At 45.3% G+C, this 24,797-nt stretch carries 20 protein-coding genes; all 20 read right to left on the reverse strand.

Features of this window, described 5'->3' with window-relative positions:
- Positions 1 to 53 precede the first annotated feature (53 nt).
- Entirely contained in the window at positions 54 to 1,037 is a 984-nt protein-coding gene (gene wzzB / locus QQZ17_RS17615) for an LPS O-antigen chain length determinant protein WzzB (protein WP_152406294.1), read from the reverse strand.
- A 143-nt stretch (positions 1,038 to 1,180) separates the two neighbouring features.
- Positions 1,181 to 2,347, reverse strand: a complete 1,167-nt coding sequence (gene ugd, locus QQZ17_RS17620) for a UDP-glucose 6-dehydrogenase (RefSeq protein WP_152403749.1) — start codon at positions 2,345 to 2,347, stop codon at positions 1,181 to 1,183.
- 248 nt (positions 2,348 to 2,595) lie between these two features.
- Positions 2,596 to 4,002 carry an NADP-dependent phosphogluconate dehydrogenase gene (gene gndA, locus QQZ17_RS17625; RefSeq protein WP_152403747.1) on the reverse strand — a complete coding sequence of 469 codons (1,407 nt, stop codon included), beginning with the start codon at positions 4,000 to 4,002 and terminating at the stop codon, positions 2,596 to 2,598.
- Positions 4,003 to 4,197: 195 nt separating this feature from the next.
- Positions 4,198 to 5,619: a phosphomannomutase gene (locus tag QQZ17_RS17630; RefSeq protein WP_284554147.1), complete on the reverse strand. Its 1,422-nt coding sequence runs from the start codon at positions 5,617 to 5,619 to the stop codon at positions 4,198 to 4,200.
- A 5-nt stretch (positions 5,620 to 5,624) separates the two neighbouring features.
- Positions 5,625 to 6,371: a glycosyltransferase family 2 protein gene (locus QQZ17_RS17635; RefSeq protein WP_152403744.1), complete on the reverse strand. Its 747-nt coding sequence runs from the start codon at positions 6,369 to 6,371 to the stop codon at positions 5,625 to 5,627.
- Complete coding sequence (locus QQZ17_RS17640; RefSeq protein ID WP_152403742.1) at positions 6,371 to 7,777, reverse strand: mannose-1-phosphate guanylyltransferase/mannose-6-phosphate isomerase; 1,407 nt, start codon at positions 7,775 to 7,777, stop codon at positions 6,371 to 6,373. The genes QQZ17_RS17635 and QQZ17_RS17640 overlap by 1 nt, the downstream gene beginning before the upstream one ends.
- A gap of 5 nt (positions 7,778 to 7,782) precedes the next feature.
- Entirely contained in the window at positions 7,783 to 8,244 is a 462-nt protein-coding gene (locus QQZ17_RS17645; RefSeq protein WP_152403740.1) for a GDP-mannose mannosyl hydrolase, read from the reverse strand.
- Positions 8,245 to 8,247: 3 nt separating this feature from the next.
- Positions 8,248 to 9,213 (reverse strand): GDP-L-fucose synthase, encoded by a 966-nt coding sequence (gene fcl, locus QQZ17_RS17650; RefSeq protein ID WP_152403738.1) that lies wholly within the window; start codon positions 9,211 to 9,213, stop codon positions 8,248 to 8,250.
- Positions 9,214 to 9,217: 4 nt separating this feature from the next.
- Positions 9,218 to 10,342 (reverse strand): GDP-mannose 4,6-dehydratase, encoded by a 1,125-nt coding sequence (gmd, locus tag QQZ17_RS17655; RefSeq protein ID WP_152403736.1) that lies wholly within the window; start codon positions 10,340 to 10,342, stop codon positions 9,218 to 9,220.
- A 1-nt stretch (position 10,343) separates the two neighbouring features.
- A complete protein-coding gene (locus QQZ17_RS17660) occupies positions 10,344 to 11,375 on the reverse strand; it encodes a glycosyltransferase family 4 protein (RefSeq protein WP_152403734.1) in 1,032 nt (343 codons plus the stop codon).
- 8 nt (positions 11,376 to 11,383) lie between these two features.
- A complete protein-coding gene (locus QQZ17_RS17665) occupies positions 11,384 to 12,508 on the reverse strand; it encodes a hypothetical protein (protein WP_152403731.1) in 1,125 nt (374 codons plus the stop codon).
- Entirely contained in the window at positions 12,505 to 13,425 is a 921-nt protein-coding gene (locus tag QQZ17_RS17670; protein WP_152403729.1) for a glycosyltransferase, read from the reverse strand. The genes QQZ17_RS17665 and QQZ17_RS17670 overlap by 4 nt, the downstream gene beginning before the upstream one ends.
- A 10-nt stretch (positions 13,426 to 13,435) precedes the next feature.
- Positions 13,436 to 14,653, reverse strand: a complete 1,218-nt coding sequence (locus QQZ17_RS17675; RefSeq protein ID WP_152403727.1) for a hypothetical protein — start codon at positions 14,651 to 14,653, stop codon at positions 13,436 to 13,438.
- A gap of 191 nt (positions 14,654 to 14,844) precedes the next feature.
- Positions 14,845 to 16,188, reverse strand: coding sequence for a flippase (locus QQZ17_RS17680; protein ID WP_152403725.1), 1,344 nt, complete (start codon positions 16,186 to 16,188; stop codon positions 14,845 to 14,847).
- 367 nt (positions 16,189 to 16,555) lie between these two features.
- Entirely contained in the window at positions 16,556 to 17,449 is an 894-nt protein-coding gene (galF, locus tag QQZ17_RS17685; RefSeq protein WP_152403723.1) for a UTP--glucose-1-phosphate uridylyltransferase GalF, read from the reverse strand.
- Positions 17,450 to 17,623: 174 nt separating this feature from the next.
- Entirely contained in the window at positions 17,624 to 19,027 is a 1,404-nt protein-coding gene (gene wcaM / locus QQZ17_RS17690; RefSeq protein WP_152403721.1) for a colanic acid biosynthesis protein WcaM, read from the reverse strand.
- An 11-nt stretch (positions 19,028 to 19,038) separates the two neighbouring features.
- Complete coding sequence (gene wcaL / locus QQZ17_RS17695; RefSeq protein ID WP_152403719.1) at positions 19,039 to 20,259, reverse strand: colanic acid biosynthesis glycosyltransferase WcaL; 1,221 nt, start codon at positions 20,257 to 20,259, stop codon at positions 19,039 to 19,041.
- Positions 20,256 to 21,536, reverse strand: a complete 1,281-nt coding sequence (gene wcaK / locus QQZ17_RS17700; protein WP_152403717.1) for a colanic acid biosynthesis pyruvyl transferase WcaK — start codon at positions 21,534 to 21,536, stop codon at positions 20,256 to 20,258. Before wcaK ends, wcaL begins: the two co-directional genes overlap by 4 nt.
- A gap of 378 nt (positions 21,537 to 21,914) precedes the next feature.
- Positions 21,915 to 23,393 (reverse strand): colanic acid undecaprenyl disphosphate flippase WzxC, encoded by a 1,479-nt coding sequence (gene wzxC, locus QQZ17_RS17705; RefSeq protein WP_152403715.1) that lies wholly within the window; start codon positions 23,391 to 23,393, stop codon positions 21,915 to 21,917.
- A 9-nt stretch (positions 23,394 to 23,402) separates the two neighbouring features.
- Positions 23,403 to 24,797: an undecaprenyl-phosphate glucose phosphotransferase gene (gene wcaJ, locus QQZ17_RS17710; protein WP_152403713.1), complete on the reverse strand. Its 1,395-nt coding sequence runs from the start codon at positions 24,795 to 24,797 to the stop codon at positions 23,403 to 23,405.

Raw genomic sequence — 24,797 nt, forward strand, 5'->3', positions numbered from 1 at the left:
TTAAGGCGTAAAAAAACCGGGCAAGGCCCGGTTTTTTTATTATATAAATCAGATTACTGTGCTTTTGGCTTGTAGTTACGCAGCGCATTGCGTCCCAGTACCACACCTGCGCCAATCACCCCACCGAGCAGTGCCGCCAGTATCAGAGTAATTGCCCTTTTCGGACTGTCGCGACGAATCGGTAACGTTGGTTTCATCACGTAACGATAGGCATGAATGCTGTCCGTATCGACCTTCAGCGCCTTAACCGCTAAAAGGTTCTGGCGGGTCAGGTAGTAGTCATCCGAAAAGGTTAACGGGCGAGTCGCTTCGTTATTAACCATCGATGAAAGCGCATCGCTACCCAGCATAAACATGGTGTCCTGGGAGACCTGATCGGCCTGCTGGACCTGTGGCAACTTGATGTTCGCCTGTTTGGCTACGGAGAGCGCCTGGTTGATCTGCGCAATACGTAGTGTTTTTTGCTCTTTCGCCACCTTTTCCTGCGCTTCAAGTGAATGTTCTAAGCCAGATGTCCGAGTTTTAATGCTCATATCAAGGTCGACGATAATTTCTTTGGATACCGCTTCATCAACCTGCTGAATGTACTGCGCCAGCGTTTTTTGCGCGGATTCAGCCGAGGTTGCCTGATAGGAGACTTTCAACGGAAGAGGCTGGCCTTTTACAGATGCGTCAACGGTCAATTTCTCTGGCTCTTCCTGATTATCGAGCATTTCAGAAAGCGCGGCAAAGGCCGAGTTAAAACGGCCAATAACACCCGACTGAACATCATTTACTTTTGGCGCATCCTGACCGTAAAGGATACTCATGGCATTGGTATAGGTCGCTAATTGACCGGCGTCCGGTTGAGTGATTATCGCCGTCGAGGTCCATTTCTCTTTCGCGATTGCCAGGTAACCTACAGCCAAGAAGATAGCCACGATAACGCAGAGGATCACTGTCACTTTTCCGCGCCATATTTGAATTACTAAGTCAATCAAATCAATCTGTTCCGGTTCGTTACTGCGCCCGGACACGTTGTTATTTTCCACTGTCATCATTGCCCTAAATAAGAAAGGTCTACTCACGCCACAGTTTATCGGGAAACGTAATTTATGCCATAGGAAAATTGATAAGATTGTGAAAATTCTGGTAGGTTTTTAACCCATTATCAGGGACTCCCTTCCCCTCTACTTACAGCTCAATCACTGCCAAAGAGGTCCCGGGTATAGACTTTTTCGGACACATCTTTGAGTTCCTCAGCCATACGATTCGAGATGATTACGTCCGCCTGTTGCTTAAACTGCGTTAAATCACGCTCGATACGAGAGTTAAAAAACGTCTCTTCCTGCATCACCGGTTCATAAATCACCACTTCCACACCTTTGGCTTTAATGCGCTTCATGATCCCCTGAATGGAAGATGCGCGGAAGTTATCCGAGCCGCTTTTCATGATCAGACGATAGATTCCCACAACCTTTGGTTTTCTGGCGAGAATAGCATCAGCGATAAAGTCTTTACGAGTACGGTTGGCATCAACGATTGCGGAAATAATATTATTCGGGACTGACTGATAATTAGCCAAAAGCTGCTTCGTATCTTTTGGCAGACAATAACCGCCGTAACCAAATGAGGGATTGTTATAGTGATTGCCAATACGCGGATCCAGACAAACCCCCTCGATGATCTGGCGGGTATTTAAACCTAAACTTTCAGCGTAGCTATCGAGCTCGTTAAAGTAGGCCACACGCATCGCCAGATAGGTGTTGGCAAAAAGCTTTATCGCTTCTGCTTCGGTAGAATCCGTAAACAGCGTAGGGATATCTTGCTTCACCGCTCCTTCCTGAAGCAAAGCGGCAAACCGCTCTGCTCGTTCAGAGCGCTCGCCAATGACAATACGCGACGGATATAAATTGTCATAGAGCGCCTTACCTTCACGCAGAAACTCCGGAGAAAAAATTACATTATCAACTCCCAGCTGTTCTTTAATAGCTCGAGTGAAGCCGACAGGAATTGTTGATTTGATAATCATTACTGCATTAGGATTAATTTCCACCACATCACGAATTACAGATTCAACACTTGAGGTATTAAAATAATTAGTCTTTGGGTCATAGTCTGTTGGGGTCGCAATTATAACGAAATCGGCATTTTGGTACGCATCGTATTTATCTGTCGTAGCACGAAAATTGAGTTCTTTAGTTGCCAGATATTCTTCAATCTCTTTATCGACAATTGGTGAGTGCTTCCTGTTGAGCATATCCACTTTAGCCTGCACAATGTCCAGTGCGACAACTTCGTGGTTCTGCGCAATGAGAATGCCGTTTGAGAGGCCGACATAACCTGTTCCTGAAATTGTTATCTTCATTAGCTCTGACTTCTTCTGGTTAAATATGTTGAAGGGATCTAAAGCACCCAACAACCGATACAATTGTAGGGGTTGTAACCCTGATGCTGATTCCCTGTCAAGGTAAGGAGGTAGGCAGTAAAGCGCGTATTATAACCCTACTTTTCTTAACTCTATGCTCTTTCTCCCCCGGTGATGTGGGTCTTCACGCAATAAAAAAGCCCGAAGAATCTCTTCGGGCTTTGCTCCAAAAATGGGACTGAATCAGATTAATCCAACCATTCCGTATGGAACACGCCTTCTTTATCAGTACGCTTATAGGTATGTGCACCGAAGTAATCACGTTGTGCCTGGATCAAGTTAGCCGGCAATACCTCTGCACGGTAGCTGTCGTAGTAGGCAACAGCAGCAGAGAATGTCGGTACCGGGATGCCATTCTGAACGGCGTAGGCGACGACATCACGCAGCGCCTGCTGATATTCATCTGCGATGTTTTTGAAGTAGGGATCCAACAGCAGATTGGCAATGCCTGCATTCTTCGCGTAGGCGTCCGTGATCTTCTGCAGGAACTGCGCACGAATAATGCAGCCTGCACGGAAAATCTTCGCGATTTCACCGTAATTCAGATCCCAGTTGTACTCGTCAGACGCTGCACGCAACTGAGAGAAGCCCTGCGCATAGGAAACGATTTTACCGAGGTACAGCGCACGGCGCACTTTCTCAATAAACTCAACTTTATCACCCGCGGGTTGCGCTTTCGGACCTGTCAGGACCTTAGAGGCAGCAACGCGCTGATCTTTCAGTGAGGAGATGTAACGTGCAAAGACCGATTCGGTTATCAAAGACAGCGGTTCACCGAGATCCAGAGAGCTCTGGCTGGTCCACTTACCGGTCCCTTTGTTAGCCGCTTCGTCCAGAATGACATCAACGAGGTATTTACCTTCTTCATCTTTTTTGGTGAAGATGTCTTTAGTGATGTCAATCAGGTAGCTGCTCAGCTCACCATTGTTCCACTCAGTAAAGGTGCTGGCCAGTTCTTCATTAGAGAGATTCAGACCACCTTTCAACAAGGAATAAGCCTCAGCAATAAGTTGCATGTCGCCATATTCAATGCCGTTGTGTACCATCTTCACATAATGGCCTGCGCCATCTGCACCGATGTAAGTCACGCAAGGTTCGCCATCTTCAGCAACTGCGGCGATCTTAGTCAGAATTGGCGCAACCAATTCGTACGCTTCTTTCTGTCCGCCAGGCATAATAGACGGCCCTTTCAGCGCACCCTCTTCGCCACCGGAAACACCGGTGCCGATAAAGTTGAAACCATCAGCAGAAAGTTCTCGGTTACGACGAATGGTGTCCTGGAAGAAAGTATTTCCGCCATCAATGATGATGTCGCCTTTATCCAGATACGGTTTCAGAGAATCAATGGCAGCATCGGTACCCGCGCCCGCTTTCACCATTAACAGGATACGACGAGGCGTTTCGAGGGATTCAACAAACTCTTTCACCGTGTAGTAAGGCACCAGTTTCTTGCCCGGGTTCTCGGCAATCACTTCTTCGGTCTTTTCACGGGAGCGGTTAAACACGGAGACGGTATAACCACGGCTTTCGATGTTGAGCGCCAGGTTGCGCCCCATCACTGCCATGCCGACGACGCCGATCTGTTGCTTAGACATTACATACTCCTGTCAGGTGTGGTCACCGCGCGACTCATGCGCGGCTTGAAATGTGGCTTAGATGTTAACTCAGGTTGCAGGAGACTGTGTAGTGTAAGATGCCCTTATCTTATGATAATCGCCTCTTATCAGTGTATGTCACACAGGAATGAAGCATTTACGTGGATTTATATGTTCCTATCAGAAAAAGAAATCTTAGTTCAGCGTAACGACTTTGTGCAGAATTTGTTCCACATACTCTTTAGCTTTTATCTCTGTACTCGCTTCTGCATAACAGCGCAATTCAGGGGCATTACCTGATGGACGGAGATGGAAAATATCCGAGCAATCAAGCGTTATTCTCACACCATCAGTTTGATCAATGCTGACACATTTAACAGAAGCTAATCCGAGCTTAGTTAAGAGTTGCTCTGGCGAAATCAGTGCTTCAGTAATAATTTGTTGGCTTTTCTCTGAAGGGAAATCTTTCACTCTGTCGGACCAGGTGAATCGTTGAGGCAGTTGGTCGACAAGTTGTGAAATTTTCTTGTTCCTGGAAGCAGCCAATAACATCAACGCAGGCAATACCGCGTCTCGCGTAGGTAAAGACCTAAGACGTTTACCGTTGATTGTTAAGTCCGATGCCAGCAGGAAACCACCATTAGCTTCGAATCCTGCAACGTTTGAATAACGATTTGCCAGAGAATTAAACGCAGCGATAACGTACGGGGAACCAATTTTTGTACGCGTCACAGTTTTGAATTCATTAGATAACTCGATCGCTGTGTTACAACTAACTGGGATGGCGAGAGCTTCAATGCCCAGCTCGTTTGCCGTCAACAAACCCAGTATATCGCCACGCAGCCAATTACCGGTTTCATCAGAGACTAAAGGTCTGTCACCATCACCATCTGTTGAAAAAATCGCGTCAAGTTTAAACTGTTCCGCCCAACCTTTTGCAAGCAACCGATCTTCTTCACTGACTGCTTCAGTATCGATAGGAACAAACTCATCGCTTCTTCCTAAAGAAATCACTTCAGCACCAAGTTCCTGGAATAATGGGGCGTAAAGATCCCTGCCGGCACTCGAATGTTCGTAAATGCCAATGCGCTTTCCGGCTAAAATCTTATCAGCATAGAGTGATGTGTACCGGGAAACATAAGCTTCAGCTCCCAGAGAGCTGATTTGCAATTCAGGAAGCTGTTCCACAGATGAAAACTCGAAAGCGCTGCCGATAATAGCCAGCTCATCTTCTTTGGAAATTTCTCCATCTGGACGATAAAATTTCAGGCCATTACGGTCGAACGGAATGTGACTCCCTGTAACCATAATGCAGGGCATATCATTCTGCATGGCATAATACGCTAATGCAGGGGTCGGAATAACACCATGATATTCAATCTGAAACCCATGCTGCTTAATTGCAGCTGCGCAGGCCTGAGCTATTTCATAGCTGCTTGGCCGATTATCAATTGCCAGAGCGACTGTTTTGAACTCAAATTTGTCACTGGTAACCTGAAGAAAAGCATGCGCGAAAGCGGCACAAACATTATGCGTGAAATCAACTACCAGACCACGAGCGCCACTGGTACCAAAAGCGATTCCACTTTCATTAATTACTTTACTAGCAGTTAGCATATTTGTTATTTCTTTATGAATTGAGGAATTTTGGAAAGATTTTTATAGGCCAACGCCAGCGGCCATATAATCCCATTTTTCTTCATAATCCTGACATCTTCCATCGACTTACTCATCATTGAAGATAATGAGCGATTACTAATCCCCCCGACCCTCATTTTCACGAGAACTTTAGGGAGATAAGCCATTCCAATGCCACTTTTCAATATATATCGCAAAAGAGAGTCATAATCAGCTGAAATACGGTAATCGAGGCTAAAACCGCCATATTCAATGTAGCATGAACGTTTCATGTAAAAAGAAGGATGTGGCGGCATCCAGCCTAACCGCATTTTGGTGCGGCTGAAAGGACCGCTTTTCCACATTCTGATGCGTTTACCCGTATCCTCCTGCGAAACATACTCCAGATCGCCATATACAGCATCACAACCTGTTGTTTCGAAGGTATTGGCTATATCAGCCAGTGCATCGTTATAGGCTAACAGATCATCCGAATGCAAAAATCCAATAACATCACCCGTGGCAGCATTGATACCTTTATTGAGTGCATCATATATTCCCTGGTCAGACTCACAAATTATTTTAGAGACTTTCGTACAGTTATCTTTGATTAGCTGAATAGTATTATCTTTCGAAGCTCCGTCAACGATAATGTACTCAATATCGGTATAAGTCTGATTCTCCAGAGAACGAAGAGTATCGATCAGCGTTTTTTCGCTATTATACGTTGCTGTAATTATGGAAATCCGCATTAATAACCCACTCCAGAAGATGACACTCTGACCACATCATCCTCTTCAAGATATACACCCGATCTGACCTCAATAATTTCAAGAGGTATCTTGCCAGGGTTTTCAATTGCATGAGGTACACCGACAGGAATATAGGTCGATTCATTTTCAGAGACCAGATATGTTTTGTCTTCAAGATGAACTTTCGCTGTTCCAGACACGACAACCCAATGCTCTGTACGATGAAAATGAATTTGTTTTGCCGTAATCTGACCAGGAAGAACAATAACATGTTTTACCTGATAGCGTTGTCCTTCAGCAATAGTGTCATGACTTCCCCAAGGGCGGAAAATTTCACGATGCTGTAAGTATTCAGAACGATTCTGCTTCTTGAGCTGAGCGACAATACCTTTAACTTGCTGAACCTTATCTTTATGCGCGACAAGAACCGCATCTTTCGTCTCCACGACGACCAGATCTTTCACACCAACAACACCTATTAGACGATGTTGTGAATAAAGGTAGCTATCAGAAGCATCCTCTAAAAGTACATCCCCTCGTATTGCATTCCCATTAGTGTCTTTTTGGCTAATTTCCCACAACGCAGACCAGGAACCTACATCGCTCCATCGCGCATTCAAAGGCACCACAACAGCATCCGTTGTTTTCTCCATCACCGCGTAGTCAATTGACTCTTCCGGACAGCAATCAAAAGCTTCTTTGTCCACTCTAATAAAATCGAGATCCTGGCTGGATGACGTCAAAGACCTCTCACACGCCTGAAGGATATCGGGGCGGAACTGGCGGAGTTCATTGATAAAAGCCGAGGCTTTAAACATAAACATACCGCTATTCCACAAATACCCTCCATGGTTAATGTATTGATTCGCCAGCTCAAGCTCAGGTTTCTCAACAAATGCAGCGACTCTATATCCTTCACCATCGAGCTTTTCTCCGGTTTTGATATAGCCGTATCCCGTTTCCGGCGCAGTAGGGACAATTCCAAATGTCACCAATTTGCCTTCTTCTGCAAATTTCTTGGCATGCGACACAGCCTGTCTGAAACTATCTTCATCCTGGATTTCATGATCGGCGGCAAGCACCAGCAAAATAGGATCTTCACCCAATGAAACGGCCTGCAAAGCGGCTAATGCAACCGCTGGCGCGGTGTTACGTCCGGCAGGTTCAAGTAAGATCCCGCCATGCTTGAGCCCTTCTTTACGCAACTGTTCTGCCACAATAAAGCGATGAGACTCATTACAAATGACCAGCGCCGGGCTATGCTCAACGTTCTCAAGGCGACGTAAGGTCTCCTGTAGCATTGTGAAACGAGTATTAAGCGAGAGAAACTGTTTTGGATAAAGTGTGCGAGAAAGAGGCCAAAGTCTGGTCCCCGAGCCACCGGCCATTATGACAGGAAGAAGCATATCTATTACCTTGATAAGAAATAATTTTTGGTGTACTGATGCACTATATTACTACTGAGAAGAGTCTGGATATCAAACCACTGATACGCGGTGTGTTGAGTCCGCGGCAAATCAGGATCCAGAAGCTCAAGTTCTAACCTGTAGCCATGGACGACATAGTGGGTTGTAAAATCAGCCCCGGTAAAATTATCACGGTAAAAGTGCTCATATACCCCCAGGAATGTCGACTCATTCAGGCATACTTCTTTCCCAAGCTCTTCCTTCGTGATTCGTTTAAATGCCGTTTCGAAAGATTCATCCTTGAAGATTCGCCCACCAGGCACAAACCAATAATTTTGTGCTGGCCGGTTTTGGCGCTGCCCAAGCAGCGCGTTTCCTTCATTATTCACTACGATGAGATCTATCGAGATTAGCGGCGTATTCTCAACGATAGTTGAAAATAAATTTTGCTCCAATCTCTTGCTCATGCTCTACCCCCGGAATGAGTAGAGGTTTGCCAAATACCACTTGTAAGTTAACTCCAGGCCATCTTTTAAATTATAGTGGAATTTCCAACCCAATTTTTCCAGACGCGAAACATCCATTAGCTTACGTGGTGTACCATCAGGTTTTGAAGCGTCAAAAACAATATTGCCTTTATAGCCAACAACCGTTGCTATTGTTTCCGCCATTTCGCGAATAGTACAATCAACACCCGTGCCAACGTTGATGTGCGAAAGCATCGGATCGGTGTGCTTATGGTACACTGATTCATCGAGCTCCATCACATAGATTGACGCAGCGGCCATATCATCAACGTACAGAAACTCTCTCATAGGTGTCCCCGTCCCCCAAACAACCACTTCTGGGGCATTTTGCTCTTTGGCTTCATGGAAACGACGCATCAGAGCTGGAATAACATGTGAATTTTGCGGGTGGAAGTTATCATTCATCCCATAAAGGTTCGTCGGCATTACGCTACGGTAATCACGACCATATTGTCGATTATAGGATTCACACAATTTAATGCCGGCTATTTTCGCAATAGCATAAGGTTCATTTGTTGCTTCAAGAATCCCTGTCAACAGTGCCGATTCTTGCATAGGCTGTTTTGCGAGTTTAGGATAAATACAGCTTGAACCTAAGAAGAGTAATTTTTGCACACCCGCTAAATGCGCGGAGTGAATGATATTACTTTCGATCATTAGATTCTCATAAATGAATTCAGCAGGATAGGTATTATTAGCATGAATCCCCCCGACTTTTGCTGCTGCAAGATACACTTCATCAATTTTTGTAGTAGCAAAAAATTCCTGAACGTCTGGTTGTGAAGTTAAATCTAATTCTTCGTGCGTTCTCAGCACCAGTTCGATATCATTGCGAGAGCCAAGCTCACGACAAATTGCCGAACCCACCATGCCTCGATGACCAGCAACGTAAACACGTTTGTTAGACATCAGATTAGCGCTCCAGTGAAACTGCGACATCATAACCATGGCTTTTTAGCAATGCATGCTGCTTGGCTTTCGCCAAATCGTTAGCAACCATCTCTGCACACATTTCTTCCACCGTAATTTCAGGCACCCAACCCAGCACCTTTTTAGCCTTCGTTGGGTCACCAAGCAAAGTTTCAACTTCTGCAGGGCGGAAGTAACGAGGATCAACGCGGACAATAATATCGCCAATATTCACACCAATGGCGCAATCTGAAGTTTTGCTGATAACAGTTGCAATTTCATCTACACCTTCGCCGCTAAATTCAAGTTCAAGCCCAACTTCTTTAGCAGACATGCGAACAAATTCACGAACAGAAATTTGTTTGCCTGTAGCGATGACAAAATCTTCAGGCTGATCTTGTTGGAGCATCATCCATTGCATGCGGACATAATCTTTCGCATGGCCCCAGTCGCGCAGGGAATCCATATTGCCAAGATACAGGCACTTTTCGATTCCTTGAGAAATATTGGCTATCGCACGAGTAATCTTGCGAGTGACAAATGTTTCACCGCGGCGTGGTGATTCATGGTTAAAAAGAACACCATTACAGGCATACATGCCATAGGACTCACGGTAATTGACCGTAATCCAGTAGGCGTAGAGTTTTGCAACAGCGTATGGGGAGCGAGGATAGAATGGTGTTGTTTCGCGCTGAGGAACTTCCTGAACAAGCCCATACAATTCAGATGTTGAAGCCTGGTAGAAGCGAGTTTTCTTTTCCAACCCACAAATACGGATAGCTTCTAACAACCGTAATGTCCCTAATGCATCTACATCAGTAGTATACTCTGGCGATTCAAATGAAACGGCAACATGCGATTGTGCGCCAAGATTATAAACCTCGTCAGGTTTTATTTCTTGAATTATACGAATTAAATTTGAAGTGTCTGTCAAATCACCATAGTGTAGAATGAAATTAGGATCATAATGATGTCGATCTTGATAAATATGATCTACTCGCTCTGTATTAAAAGAGGATGCACGGCGTTTGATACCATGAACTTCATAACCCTTTTCCAAGAGAAGTTCAGCAAGATAGGAACCATCTTGACCAGTGACACCCGATATTAACGCGATTTTTTTTCTCATCTTATTTCTCATTTCTTTTAATTAATTCATTGTAGACAGCTAATGTCTCCTGAAAACAACGATTCCAAGAAAACTTTTCAGCTTGTTTAAAGCCATCACTAATTAATTGTTCACGACAAGAACGAGATGTCAATTGAGTCAACGCATCTCGCAGTGAATCGGCAGACAGAGAATTGACCAATATAGCAGCATCACCTGCAACCTCAGGAATTGAGGAAGTATTAGAAGCTATCACAGGACATCCTGCACGCATCGCCTCTATTACTGGTATCCCAAAACCTTCATAACTTGAAGGGTACAGCAGGGCATAACTTTGATTATATGCAATATTAAGCTCTTCATCACTTAGTCGACCAAGCCAACGATACCGTTTTGGCAGTTTATTCTCTAAAAGCTTTAGCTCTTCTGTTGTTAAACTACCACCACCAACAATATCCAACTCTAGATTCTCAATTGAAGATACTGCATCAATTGCTAAGCCAAAATTCTTATAACCCCCACGAGCCCCAACGAATAACACCCGGTTGCTATTCTCCCTATTATTATCAAGTAATGGATAATAGGCTTCAGAGACACCATTGTAGATAACACGGATACATTTTGGATCTACAGAACAATATTCAACCAGATCTTTAGCAGTATTTTTAGAAACACAAATGATAATATTACTTCTTTTTATCGCTCTTTTTTTTTGCCATGAATGTAACCATTTTGCTGGTCCCTTGACAAATTTTTCATAAGTGAAATCATGAACTGTAGTGACCACTGGAATTTTTGAAGAGTTAGGCAATCTATAATAAGTAGAATGGAATACTGAGCCAATGCCCCTCTCTTCAGTATTCAATATAACATCTCTGTATCTCTCGAATAATCTAGCTTTATATGTAATCTGGTTAGCAGGCAGTGATAGTTTGGAGTCTTCATCGTAACATATATATATGTAATTATTCATCCTAGAGATGATCTCACGGAATACGACACTTACTCCTCCTCCAGATTGCAGTTTCTCAATAATGCCGTCATAAATAATCATTTTGATACCTATCTGATTTCTTTTTTCAGTGACAGCATAAATGTTTCATTGAAAATATGCTGATTATGATACTTAATGAAATGATTTCTAATGGATTTTTTTTTACTGAGAATATTATCGATACTTAGTTGACCAGCTTCCCATATTGCTTTTTGCACAGCTTGCAATGTCAAGGATTCGATTTGAATCATATCTAGATTGAAGTCAAAACCACATTCCTTCGTAATTACAGGGATAGTACCAAAGTTGTAAGATAAGGTAACTATCGACGTTGCCATTGCTTCACTGCAGGAAGGTAAAATAGAAAAAGGTATTTTTTTTGCTAGCAAATTAAACTCACTCGACTCAATATCAAGAAAACCTAAGTAATCAAAGTTTTCAGGATATTGAAGCAATTTATCTTGGAAAAGTTTTATTTCATCATCCAATGGACCAGCAATATATAACTTATAATGACTTCCCGCAAACGCGTCGATACACAGATCTAATCCCTTATGTATACATCCCTTGCCACCAAACCATATAAAGCTATTTAGCTCAATTTCTGAATTTTCTATACTGCCCTTATTAGCAGTAGTACTATCTAAGCTAAAACATGTCGAAGGTACACAATATATCCTGTCATGAAACAACTCAAATAATTTTTTTATATATTCGTTTCCAATAGTAATTATTGCATCACTTTTTACAAGTTGGTTTGGCCAGACATTTTCAGTTATTCTCACATATTTATTTGCCGAACCAATTACTTTGTTTGGATAATTTTTCTTAAACCTAAATAAAGCTTCCAAAGCATTTTGATTCTGAATAAAGGCAGGAAATCCTGTTGAATAAAGTATATTTTTTTTCCCAAGATTGTGAGTTATAGCATATTCGAAACAATCACCAAACCCTATAACTAAATCATACATTCCAAATATTTTCTTTCTACGATAATCTACAACCGTTATATGATAATCTAGTTTCTCTAGAATTGAGACAATGTTTTCGAGTTCAATACTATTTGGATGTTTTTTCCCTTTGACAAAAAAGGGATGAACAATAAAGCAAAGCAAAGCTTTCTTTTTACCACATTTATTTTTTGTGATAAAAGTGAAACGAATAAAGAACTCCTTCAAAATTTTCTTGATCATTGGAATTTACTTTTCAATAGTCTCATTAATCTTTTAAAATAATATTTTTTCTTAACAAATTTATTAAATTCTTTAAGAATTTTTTCGTTAACTTCAAATTCGTACGACAATCTAGTTGGTAGTTTTTCGTTTAAAATCCGATTAATAATATAACTTTCGTTGACGCCTTTATGTGTCCCAGAACCATCAGTTCCAATGTTAGAGATATAGGACTTAACAGGATAAGAAGCCAGTTTCTTTAGGAGAAAACAATTGAATACAAATCTTACGGCCCAAGAATCGATCTCACCTTTAAGTTGTTTTTTTAGCATCCTATCTATATCTCGACCTGCATATAGTTTAAAATCTTCTTGCATCCTCTTGTTATACAGATAATCCTCATAAACCTTTCCATCCCACTGAACTTCAGTCCAACGATCCTTCCATGTAGCCCATCCCCACGAACAAGGTCTTCCCGAGAAATAGTTATCGAATTCATATTCAGAACTTATTTTTACGGTGCTATTTGGATATGAATAGCTTGTAATTGACATTATCGATTCAAAATTCTGATAGGTATTCAACATCAAATTTAAATATTCAAGAGTCAATGGACTTGAGATTAAGTCATCTTCAAAAACAATTACTTTCCCGTGCTTATTGATTACATCTGTCACACCAGAAATGATAGAATTTGCTAATCCCTTATTATTAGATGATTCAATTATAGTCACTGATTTAAAACCATCAATCAGCTTTATATAATTTCTTATTTTTTGCACAGGTTCAATAGCCTGATTATTTTTAGCCGCATCACTAAAAATGTAAATATCAGACTGCTCTGCTAATTTGTTCTTTTTTAGAGCCTCTATTGTTTTTAATGTATGCTTGTATCTATTATACACAAACAGACATATCGGTGCTAATTCATGATTCATTGATCAATACCTATCTTATTCTTTGCGTTATTTTTAATGCATAATATGAAAGAGCCAGCCATAGATATATAAAGAAAAAAGAATCTATAGGACCTCTTAGCAAATGAAAACCTGTTAAACTCAGTGATAAAACCAAGGACGAATATAATAAATTATTCTTGTTGCGTAAATACGTGTTATCTATTAAGCCCAAGAGATAACCTAATGCAGCATATATAACTAAAGAGAAATATGAGAAGTTCCAATATAGCTCGCCAAATAAGGTTACAGGTTCACTTCCTCCCACTGAATAAAATGGTGGGTTAAAATATTTAGGAAATAATCTACTAGATGTTTCTGGTTTATCCGGAAGTAATTCCCTTGGAATAAATGAAATAAAAGGCTTAACTAAAGTTAAACCATATAAATAATCTACACTCGAATATCTGTCATCGAATAGTAATAAATAATCATCATAAACGATGCTAAAATCAGTTTCTACTTCAAGTACAACTAGAGTGGATTGAATTGATTCAGCCCTGTCTTTTACAGCTTCAATATTAAATATATTACCACCACTCCGAAATGCTACGCTGACATAAACCAGCAAGAGCAATCCCAAAGCACCAGGAATAATTATTTTAACTACACTTTTCATATATACAAATAAGTATATATATATAGGCGCTCCTATTGCTACCAACCAATCCCTTCTGTCGTCAGATAGAAAGTAGAGCATAAGCATTAAAAAAACATAATAGAATAGACAAAGTAATAAATTACTATAAACACCAAACCTCTTGAACTTAATAATATTATAGAACATTAAGCACAAAATAAAAACGAAACAAATATAAAATGGTAGAATAGTTAATGATAATACAAGAAAAATCACTTGAAGAAAATGAAAAACATTAATTTTGCTATTTGCCGCAATATCATTTGAACCATCAGTTTCTGAAATTTTGAATGTTTTTTTCGTTCTGAAGTAAACTAACAAAAAAATTAAGAATGATAATAGAGTATATAGCAAGCATATCATTAATCCTTTCTCACTATAGTCATCTATAGACTTATTCAAATAAGCATATATATTATAGTAGCCTAAAGCTAACAATACTGGACGAAGAGACAAATATATAGTAAAAAAGACACAAAAAATAAGCAACATTGGTTTTTTTTTCGTTATTGCCTTAATTGTAGTAATTATACCGAAGGATAATATAAAAATTGACAAAGCTATATTCAAATTGGGCACCTTTAAATTATAGTAATAACAAGAAAATTATCATTTATTTTTTACATCATAAGTAATGTTATTAATTACTTGCTGTATAATTTTCAAACATGTCGATATATTTAATACAAGAATACAGCCTTGCCTATTATATAGCATAGAGAAAAATACCTTGATCAATTTTATTTATTTTGTATAGTGTCTCACTTGAATTTTATCAAGAACAAACTAAAAAATTGCATATAAAAAATTTTGCGACACAGAACGAAGTTAGCCAAAAATGATGAAAACGCTTGCGCCAATAATGCGCTTATCGCTGCGCCTGTAATTCCAAATCTTGGAATCATAATTAAATTAGACACCACACAAACTACAGCACCTATTACTGTCCGATAAAGACTAATTTTTGATTTCCTTTCATTTAATATCCATAGACTTTGCGCAACTCCCATACTAATGAAAACATTCGAAAATACCACGATAGAAAGTACAATTGTACCACCACGATATTCTTGACCTAATAGAACATTGATAATAGTATTTGATAATAAAGCTATGGGAACACTAATAATCCATGCTTGCATTGCGAATATACGAAATATATTGCTAAGACAGTCCCAATATTCGTTCTCCCCTTGTTGTTTCATTCTGGCAACTAATGGGGCAAGACTGACAGAAAGAGTTACTGGTATAAAAGACCACAATGTTGCCAGAGGTAAAACTGCTGCATAGATACCTAAATCAGCATCAGTTAAAAACTCCTTAATCATTATTTGATCTATACGCATATAAATAGCAATTGATAAACCACTTAAGATAAATGGCCATGACTCATTAATAATTCCTGATGCTTTTTTCTTTAAATATATCCATGAATTACCACATGGAAACTTTCGATATGCGTAGATCAAAGCAATAGCGCTAATTAATGTTTCTAACGCGACGACTACTGCAAACGCAATTAATGGAGCTTTACTTAAAATTAAAGCGACCTTAATTCCATTTGAAATAAAGTATGAGAATAATTTAGCAATAACTGTTCTCCGACTTTGACTTTGACTTTGAAACCATAAGTCGATCGTATCAACCGCTTGAAAAATCAATATAGCTCCTGCAAGGGCCGTAATATATACACTACGATCTTGCCAACCATTAACTATTATCATACCTCCAACAGCAATAAGCCAGCATACCGTGCCAACTGCAAGCCTAAGTACAAATGCTGTACCTAATATTTCCCCTGCTTTATTATTATCTCTCGCTATATCCCGCACGATGATTCCATCCATACCCAATATGGATACTGTTTGAAAAAATGCTAAGTACGCTAGCACATACGATAATTCACCAAACTGAGCAGGTCCAAGATAACGAGCAACCCATGCGCTAACCAATAAGCCTAACAACAGTCTAACAAGCTTATCAAAGAGCAACCATGCGCCATTATTAATAACTACTACTAGTTCCTTTTTATTTATAAGCTTAAGAGCTAATGTTTTAGGCAGCAATTTTAACCATAGTGGCTGCGAACTTTGTATTTTTAACAATAGAAATTTCCTTCCTGTATTAAATTAAAGCTATATGATTTTATTTCCATTGTTCATTATTCAGACACGCTACCGCCCCTGGCTTTACAGCTACCAGTGCACTGCGTACTCTCACAGACGTGTTAAGCTCTGCTTTCTCTGCCGCAAAGCCTCAAAACTCAAACGCTAATTGTCTTACCAATTGATGTCAGAAACAAGAAGAAATCTTATAAAAAGCGGTGCTAAATTTTGTAGTTAAACCAATGAAATCACAAATCTTTTTCTAAAATAGAAAAACGGCAGCAACATTCCAGGCATACTTGCATCGCCGCGCCGAATGTTGACTACCGTTATTTTTTACGCCTGTCGGGACGTCTATTTTTTAAACTTACTCGCTAAGCAACTTCTCAATACCTTTGCGGAACTTCGGCCCTTCTTTCAGGTTACGCAGTCCGTATTTCACAAACGCCTGCATGTAGCCCAATTTCTTGCCGCAGTCGTAGCTGTCGCCGGTCATCAGCATGGCGTCAACAGACTGTTTTTTCGCCAGTTCTGCAATTGCATCAGTCAACTGGATACGGCCCCAGGCTCCTGGTTCGGTTCTTTCCAGTTCGGCCCAGATATCCGCAGAGAGGACATAACGCCCTACCGCCATGAGATCGGAATCCAGCGTCTGCGGCTGATCCGGTTTCTCAATAAACTCGACAATGCGGCTCACCTTGCCTTCATTATCCAGCGGCTCTTTCGTCTGGATAACAGAGTACTCGGAAAGATCGCCCGCCATACGTTTCGCCAGCACCTGGCTACGCCCTGTTTCTTCAAAGCGCGCAACCATCGCAGCAAGGTTATAACGCAGTGGGTCGGCACTGGCGCTATCAATGACGATATCAGGCAATACGACTACAAAAGGGTTATCACCAATTGCCGGACGCGCGCAGAGAATAGAGTGACCCAACCCCAGCGGCTGCGCCTGGCGCACGTTCATGATGGTGACGCCCGGAGGACAAATGGATTGCACTTCCGCCAGCAGTTGGCGCTTCACGCGCTGCTCAAGGAGTGACTCTAGTTCATAAGAGGTGTCGAAATGGTTCTCAACGGCGTTTTTAGACGCGTGGGTCACCAGGAGGATTTCTTTGATCCCTGCAGCCACAATTTCGTCAACGATGTATTGAATCATTGGCTTGTCGACGATCGGCAGCATCTCTTTGGGAATTGCCTTGGTGGCTGGCAACATGTGCATACCCAGACCCGCTACCGGTATAACTGCTTTCAAATTACTCATTATTTCATCCACCTGTAAATGGTTGCTGAATTATAGCCTTTTGACTCGTTTTAGCCAGCATGAATTAGTTGAGGAAATCATTGCTGCTTTGTGACTGATGCTACGCCGCTCGGTGTTAAATTGCAGTAGCCATAATCTTAAGTATGGACCGGTTTTGCCAGGAATGGTCGCAAATCACCCCCTCCCCTCCGGCAACCGGAAGTTGATCGCATCAACATTCACTACATGATGGTTTATCCGGTCGATATCCACTGAACTTTGCCCTTTCTCATTCACCGCGTGCACGTTCGCCAGCGACAGCAACGTGTCGTCTTTTGCCATGAACTTGCCGCGTACGTCTTTACGCAGGTCAAAGTGCATTTTCAGCGCCGGACCGGTTGCTGATTCCTGCATCACCTTGATATTGCGCAGAAAGAGATGCTGGGGCTGATTGTGCAACTCCAACGTCGCCCGCTTCATCTCGATGTTGGTCAGTGCAACGAAAGAGGTCGCATTACCCGACGAAATTTGAATGCCGCGCAATGTGTATTCAAGCTGCGTGTTATCGAGGGAGATATTATTGAGTTTGAAATTTTGTGGGATGGAGAGATATTTCCCTTTAACCACGCCATAGCCAATGAGCATCCCGGCACTGTCGACCATGTTGATATTATCAATCACAAAATTATCGCAGCCGTAAATGGCGACCGTCGCATTGTCGATGCCCGCCTTCTTGCTGAAATCCGGGGTGATGTTCTTCGCCTTAACATTGCGAATAACAAAATGTTTGCCGTTTTCGACATGTACCAGCTGCCGACAATCTGATCCGGTAATGTTGGCAACCACAAAGTTTTTGACCGTCTGCTGTTCGGGATAGGTGTTGTCATAAGTGCTCCCCGCGAGCCCAATGCCTATCCCCCAGTTAATCTTGCCGTTGGTACAGTTGATCCGTTCAATCACGTGGTCGGAAATCAGGATATTGCTGTCGTTAATCGCGACGTTCCATTCGATGGCGTCCCCCTGCAAATCACTGAAGCGACAGTGAGTAATACGCGCACCGTCAACCTGATTGTGGAACCCCTGGCGCAGTATCGCGTAATTGGCCTGGGTCACGGTGAGATGATCAATGACCAGATTGCGCATCACGCGCGGCTTTTTCCCGCCGATATAAATTTGTGTCACCGGCCCGAAACCGCTCATCGTAAGACCGGTAATTGCGCAGTCGGAACCGCGGACATCCAGCGTGATATTGTGCAGGCTGCCGCCCTTCTCTCCAGTCACCTGGCAGGCATCCTGGAGCACAAAGCGACCGCGCCCGTTGCCGCTCAGACGGCCCAGCACATGCAGCGTTTTGCCCGGTGGAATAACAATGCCGGTATTGATGTTCTCACACACCAGTCCCGCCGGCACCACGACGGTCCCGGCGTCGTTAAAGGCCTGTTTAAACGAGGCAATCCAGTCTTTCGCATCGTAATCCTGAATGTTGACGGTTTTACGGGACGCAATAGCGCGGGCAAAGGGAGAATGGAGGACAGGAAGTACGGCAAGCGCGGAGCTTGCCGTCAGGAAGGTACGTCGGGAGAGTGTTTTCTCTGGCATACAACCTCGGTTTACATCGTTTGCAGCAGGCAGGCCAACTGACGATTGATCACCTGCTGATTAAAATCATGTTCAACTTTTTCACGCGCGCGCTGAATAATGGGTTCCAGCGTACGGCGGTCAAATTGGCTGAACGAGGCGAGCTGTTGCGCCAGCGCCCGGGCATCGTTTTCCGGCACCAGCCAACCAGACTTTCCGGCATCCACCAGTTCCGGGATCCCGCTGTGAACGGTAGAGACCACCGGGATCCCCACCGCCATCGCTTCCATCAGCGCCACCGGGATCCCTTCCATGTCGCCATCCGCACCGGTGATCGACGGCAGAAGAAAGACATCCGCGTTATCCAGCATCGTTTTCACTTCATGGCTGGGCTTAAAGCCCGGCATATCAATCACATCGTCAAGCTGATACTGCTCAATCAGCGTGCGCAACCGCCGCTCCCAGGGACCGATGCCCAGAATGCGATAGCGAAACGCCACGCCCTGCTCCTTCAACTGGCGACAGGCCTCTATCGCCACATGCAGCCCTTTTTTCTCGGTCAGTCGTGCAACAGAGATAATCTCCAGCGGCGTGCCGGGTGCTTTCACTGGCCGGTGTGTAAAGCGCGTCATATCCACGCCCATTCGCGAAACGGCAATCTTCTCGGGAGGACAGCCCATGCTTCTCAGCCGTCCAGCCCAGAGATCGCTAATCGGCAGCATCAGGTCGCCACGGCGGAACAGTTGCTGGTACTCCGGTGTGTAATGGTTAAGGACGTCCCGACTGGAAATATCGATGCCGTGGAAAATCGTTGCAATCTTGCCCTGAATGACCCCCAGCTCGCGCAGCTTCGCCGCCGTCACGCCTGCCGGACCGAAGTGAGCGATAAAGACATCCGCACGCAGCGGTTTACTCACCTGCGCACAGATCGACGAGAGGATCAGATTACGCGACTCATCACCATAGCGGGTGAAGTTAAGTGATTTCCACGTTGCCGCCCGGTGCAACCCCGGCAGCGTTTTTATTGCCCGAGAGCGCAGTTTTGCCAGGCGTCCCTGCGGTTCATCCTGCAACCAGCGTGTTCTGGCCGCCAGACCATATTTTTCCCAGGCGGCATGCGTATTTTGCGTATCGCCTTTCTGTAGGGCGACAATCTCAACGTCAAAGCCCATATCGATAAACGCGGTAATTTGATTGAGGACGAAGGTTTCCGACGACAGCGGAAATTTCAGTAAAAAGAAGCTGACCTTCATTTCCCCTCCCCGATGCGTGTTAACACCGATTCCACCATGCGGTATCCCTGCTCGCGTTCGCGACGCACCGCCTGTGCAAGGCGCTCATTGATCTGCGGTAATTGTCCCAGCGTATCCGCCACCATCGCTTGCAGACTGCCATCCAGCAGGTGACGAATATCTATCGCCATCTCCGGCATCCCCAACTGCTGCATGATGCCTGCCGATTTGTGTTCGTAGTTAATGGCAATCGCAGGCGTTGCGAAGTTCATCGAGATAATCGCGGAGTGCAGGCGCGTACCAACCGTCAGGTCGCATGCGCCAAGGATCTTGCCCATCTCAAGGTCGTTCAGTTCATCCATCACCACGTGGTAGCGCGACGGATCGCTGACGTGCTGGCGCAGATTCAGCGCCACCATGCGATCGTCTTTGTTATAGCTGTCGATGCCGGTACAGGTGGACAGCGCGATAACCTGATACCCCTCATCCAGAATGCGGTTTACCACGCCAGCGAAGGCCTTCTCATAAGCCTGCTGAGTGGTGCCCAGACGTTTATCAAACGGAGCAAGTTCACGCAGGGTGATCGCCACCGTCTTCTGCTGCGCCGCCACCGTCAACCAGTGCTGAACGGCATACCCTGGTTCAAAGTCCGCCTCGTGATGATCCACCAGCCACGCGGTATCCACGCCGTGTTCAACGTTATCCGTGGTGATTTCACTGCGTTTCATTAGTTCCAGACTGACGGATTCGCGCAGGATCAGCGCGTCACAGTGACCGAAAACGTAATTAGCCAACTGGTTGAACTGAGGATCCTGGAACGGCCCCACGCTGTGGCCTACCATGTACAGCGGTTTTTTCGCCATAAAGGTACACAGCGCGTGTTCAAACTGTGGGACGCCGTACAGATCGACGAAGAACGAACCGCCCACCTGGATGATGGCATCATAGCCCGAGAGCAGACGCACGAAGTCGGTAAAGCCCTGAGCAATCGCGATATTTCGCAGCTTGCCGGTATCGGTAACGCGGGAAAGCAGCACCTGGTGCTGGTAGCGACGGCGGAGGACTTTTTTCACCCGCCCCACCACGCCAGCCGCGCTGTTGTGCTGTTTCATCTGTAAAAAAAGCGGATCGCCCATCACCGGACGATTCAAAAGCCAGGACGAACTCACCGGGTAGCGGCTCATGACGTCCACTTCCGCATCAGGTTCGAGGCGGTTAATGGCGTCCAGCAGGCCGCGCAGAATCGCGCTATCGCCACGGTTGCCGCAGGTATGGTTGCCCAGAATCAGTAATTTCATTTCACCCTCGTAAAATCGTTGCCGGATGGCGGCTATCGCCTTATCCGGCCTACAGCGTTATTTCCCGGTCCGATAACCGCAGCGCCATGCGCCCCGTGAGCCTGATAAGCGCAGCGTCATCAGGCATGGTTTGCCGGATGACGGCTATCGCCTTATCCGACCTACAGCGTTATTTCCCGGTCCGATAACCGAAGCGCCATGCGTCCCGTAGGCCTGATAAGCGCAGCGTCATCAGGCATGGTTTGCCGGATGGCGGCTATCGCCTTATCCGGCCTACAGCGTTATTTCCCGGTCCGATAACCGAAGCGCCATGCGCCCTGTAGGCCTGATAAGCGCAGCGTCATCAGGCATGGTTTTGCCGGATGGCGGCGGTAAGGTTCAACCTGCGCGAAGCAGGGCTTTCATTTTTTCGCTGCGGCAAAACTGGCGCTTCATCTCCACCACCAGCGGGTGGCGCGAGAGCACGATCATCACCGCGAACGCCAGGACACCGGCGGTAATCTGTGTCGCCAACAGCACGCCCAGTGACAGATGCCCCTGTAGCGCAATGCCCAACCCATAACTCACCGCCAGCGTTGGTAGTGAGAGATACAACGGCAGCCACAGGCTCAGGATGTACTGACGATAGCTGGAACCCAGCACCGGTTTGATCATCACGAAGTAGCTCAGAATGGTGTTGATGATTTGCACCAGCAGGAAGCCCAGCGTCACGCCGATGGCGCCCGCCATGTGCCCGCCAACAATAATCGCCGGGATGAACAGGAACGTTTTAAAAACATTGAATTTAAAGCTGATATCCACGCGCGCTTTCGCCATCAACAGCGAACCAATCGGATTGCCGACCGAGCGCAGCAGCCCCACCACGCACAGCAGTTGCAGCACGGGAATGATGCTGTTCCACTTTTCACCAAAGACCAGCGGCACGACGTTATTGGCAACCACCATCAGGCCGAGCAGCGCCGGGAAGTTAATGATCCCCACCACGGAAAGCAGCTTGTAAAAGTTCACGCGCAGCTTCTGTGTGTCGTCCTGAATTTTGGCAAATGCAGGAAACAGCACGCGGGTGATGATCGGGTTGAGCTTCATCGGCGGCACCACCGCTACGTTGTACGCCAGGTTATAGCCCCCCGCGACACCGGCCCCGAGAATGCGCGCCAGTACCAGCGTGGAAAGGTTGGTATTGACGTAGTTGATAATGCTGTCCGCCGTCAGCCACGCGCCAAAGCGCAAATTCGACGAAACGGACGCCAGCGAAAAGTGCAGGCCCGGACGGTAGATCTTGCGACCAAAGTAGCCAAACAGCAGCGTGCGTACCGCGCTGTTGACCAGGTAGCCAAGAATGGCGGTCATCGCCAGCGGCCAGAAATGGGCGCTGATGACGGTAAACGTAAAGCCCGCCAGCACGGAGCTGGTTTCAATCATCCCAATCTTGTTGAACTCCAGTTCCTTCTGCATCAGTGCGCGAAACTGCTGTCCGTGCGGGATCGCCACGAACGCCAGCGACAACGTTTTAATCAACGGCACCAGATCCGGGTTATGCAGCACATTGCCAATCACATCACTAAGCAGGAACACCGCCACACAGACAACAATCCCCAGCCCAACGTTCAGCCAGTACAGCGTGGTCAGTTCAAGATGGCTTATCTCCTTGCGCTGAATAATGGAGTTGGCAATACCGAAGTCAGACAGCGTATCGGCCAGCGCAATGATCACCAGCGATACGGTCAGCAGGCCGAACTGGTGGTTATCGACGATCCGCGCCAGCACCGTCATCTGGATAAGCCCCAGGCTGATGATAATCACCGTGGCGATAGCCGACCATTTCGCACCGCTGATGGTTTTTTCACGTAAGCTCATAACCGTTCCTCAGTACGCCGCTTTGTTGACAAAGCCCTTGAACACCGTCAGAAAAACGATCTTGATGTCGAACCACACGCTCCACTCGCGGATGTACTCCAGATCGTACTCCACGCGTTTTTCCATTTTCTCCAGCGTGTCGGTCTCACCGCGCCAGCCGTTGATTTGCGCCCAGCCGGTGATCCCCGGCTTGACCTTATGGCGCAGCATGTAGCCTTCAATCAGCTGACGATACTGTTCGTTATGCGCCACCGCATGCGGGCGCGGCCCGACGATGGACATCCCGCCGGTCAGCACATTGATAAACTGCGGCAGTTCATCCAGCGAGGTACGACGCAGGAAGTTCCCCACGCGGGTGACGCGCGGATCGTTCTGCGTCGCCTGCGTAACGACCTTGTCGTTTTCCATCACCTTCATCGAGCGAAACTTCCACACCTTGATTGGTTTACCGTCCATGCCATAGCGGGTCTGACGAAAGATAATCGGCCCCGGCGAACTCAGCTTCACTGCCAGCGCAATGCAGCACAGCACCGGGGAGATCAGCAACAGAATCAGCGATGCCAGCACAATATCTTCCGCACGCTTAAGCAGACGGTTAATACCCGACAGCGGCGTGTCATACAGTGGCACCACCGGCACGCCGCTCACCTCTTCGATACGGGAATGCAGAATGTTAAAGGTAAACACGTCCGGAATGAGGATCACCGAACAGGTGGTATCCGCCAGCTCGCGCACCAGTTTTTTCACCCGCGCGCCGTCGCACATCGACATGGCGATATAGACGTTATGAATCCGCGACGCTTTGGCATCTTCAACCAGCTGTTCCAGGTTCCCTGCCCAGTCGGACGTTACGCCACCCGGTTTCGGGTCGTGATAGACGCCGACCACTTCAAAGCCCAGCCACGGTTCATTGCGAAAACTGTCGAGCAGCGACTGTCCGGCAGGCAGATCGCCCGCGACCGCCACCCGGCGCGTGTTATAGCCACGATGACGCAGCCAGCCCGCACCGTAGCGGATAAACGACCGACAAAAGACCAGCCCGACGCTGGTCAGCAGATACCACGCCAGCCAGATGGCGAGACGGTTATCGAAATCGGCGTTAAACGCGACCAGACCGGCAGTAAAGACGAGGCTAAGCGTCCAGTTTTGCAGCAGAAGTGTCAGTTCTGTGAAAATTTTGACGCCGCGCCATGAGCGATAGAAATCGGTTATGCCGCCCAGCATCTGAAAAACAACCAACGTGATCAGCGCCACCAACAGGTGCATATACAGGAAAGGCAATCCACTGACTTTGCAGACGACCCACAGCCCGCCAAACATGATGGTGATATCTGAAAAGCGTTGCACCATAGAGATTAACGATGCATTGGTTTTGGCCCGTTCGCGCTTTTTTAGATTTGTCAT

Origin of the sequence: Citrobacter sp. T1.2D-1, assembly GCF_950098555.1 — a bacterium.
GTDB lineage: Bacteria > Pseudomonadota > Gammaproteobacteria > Enterobacterales > Enterobacteriaceae > Citrobacter_A > Citrobacter_A telavivensis.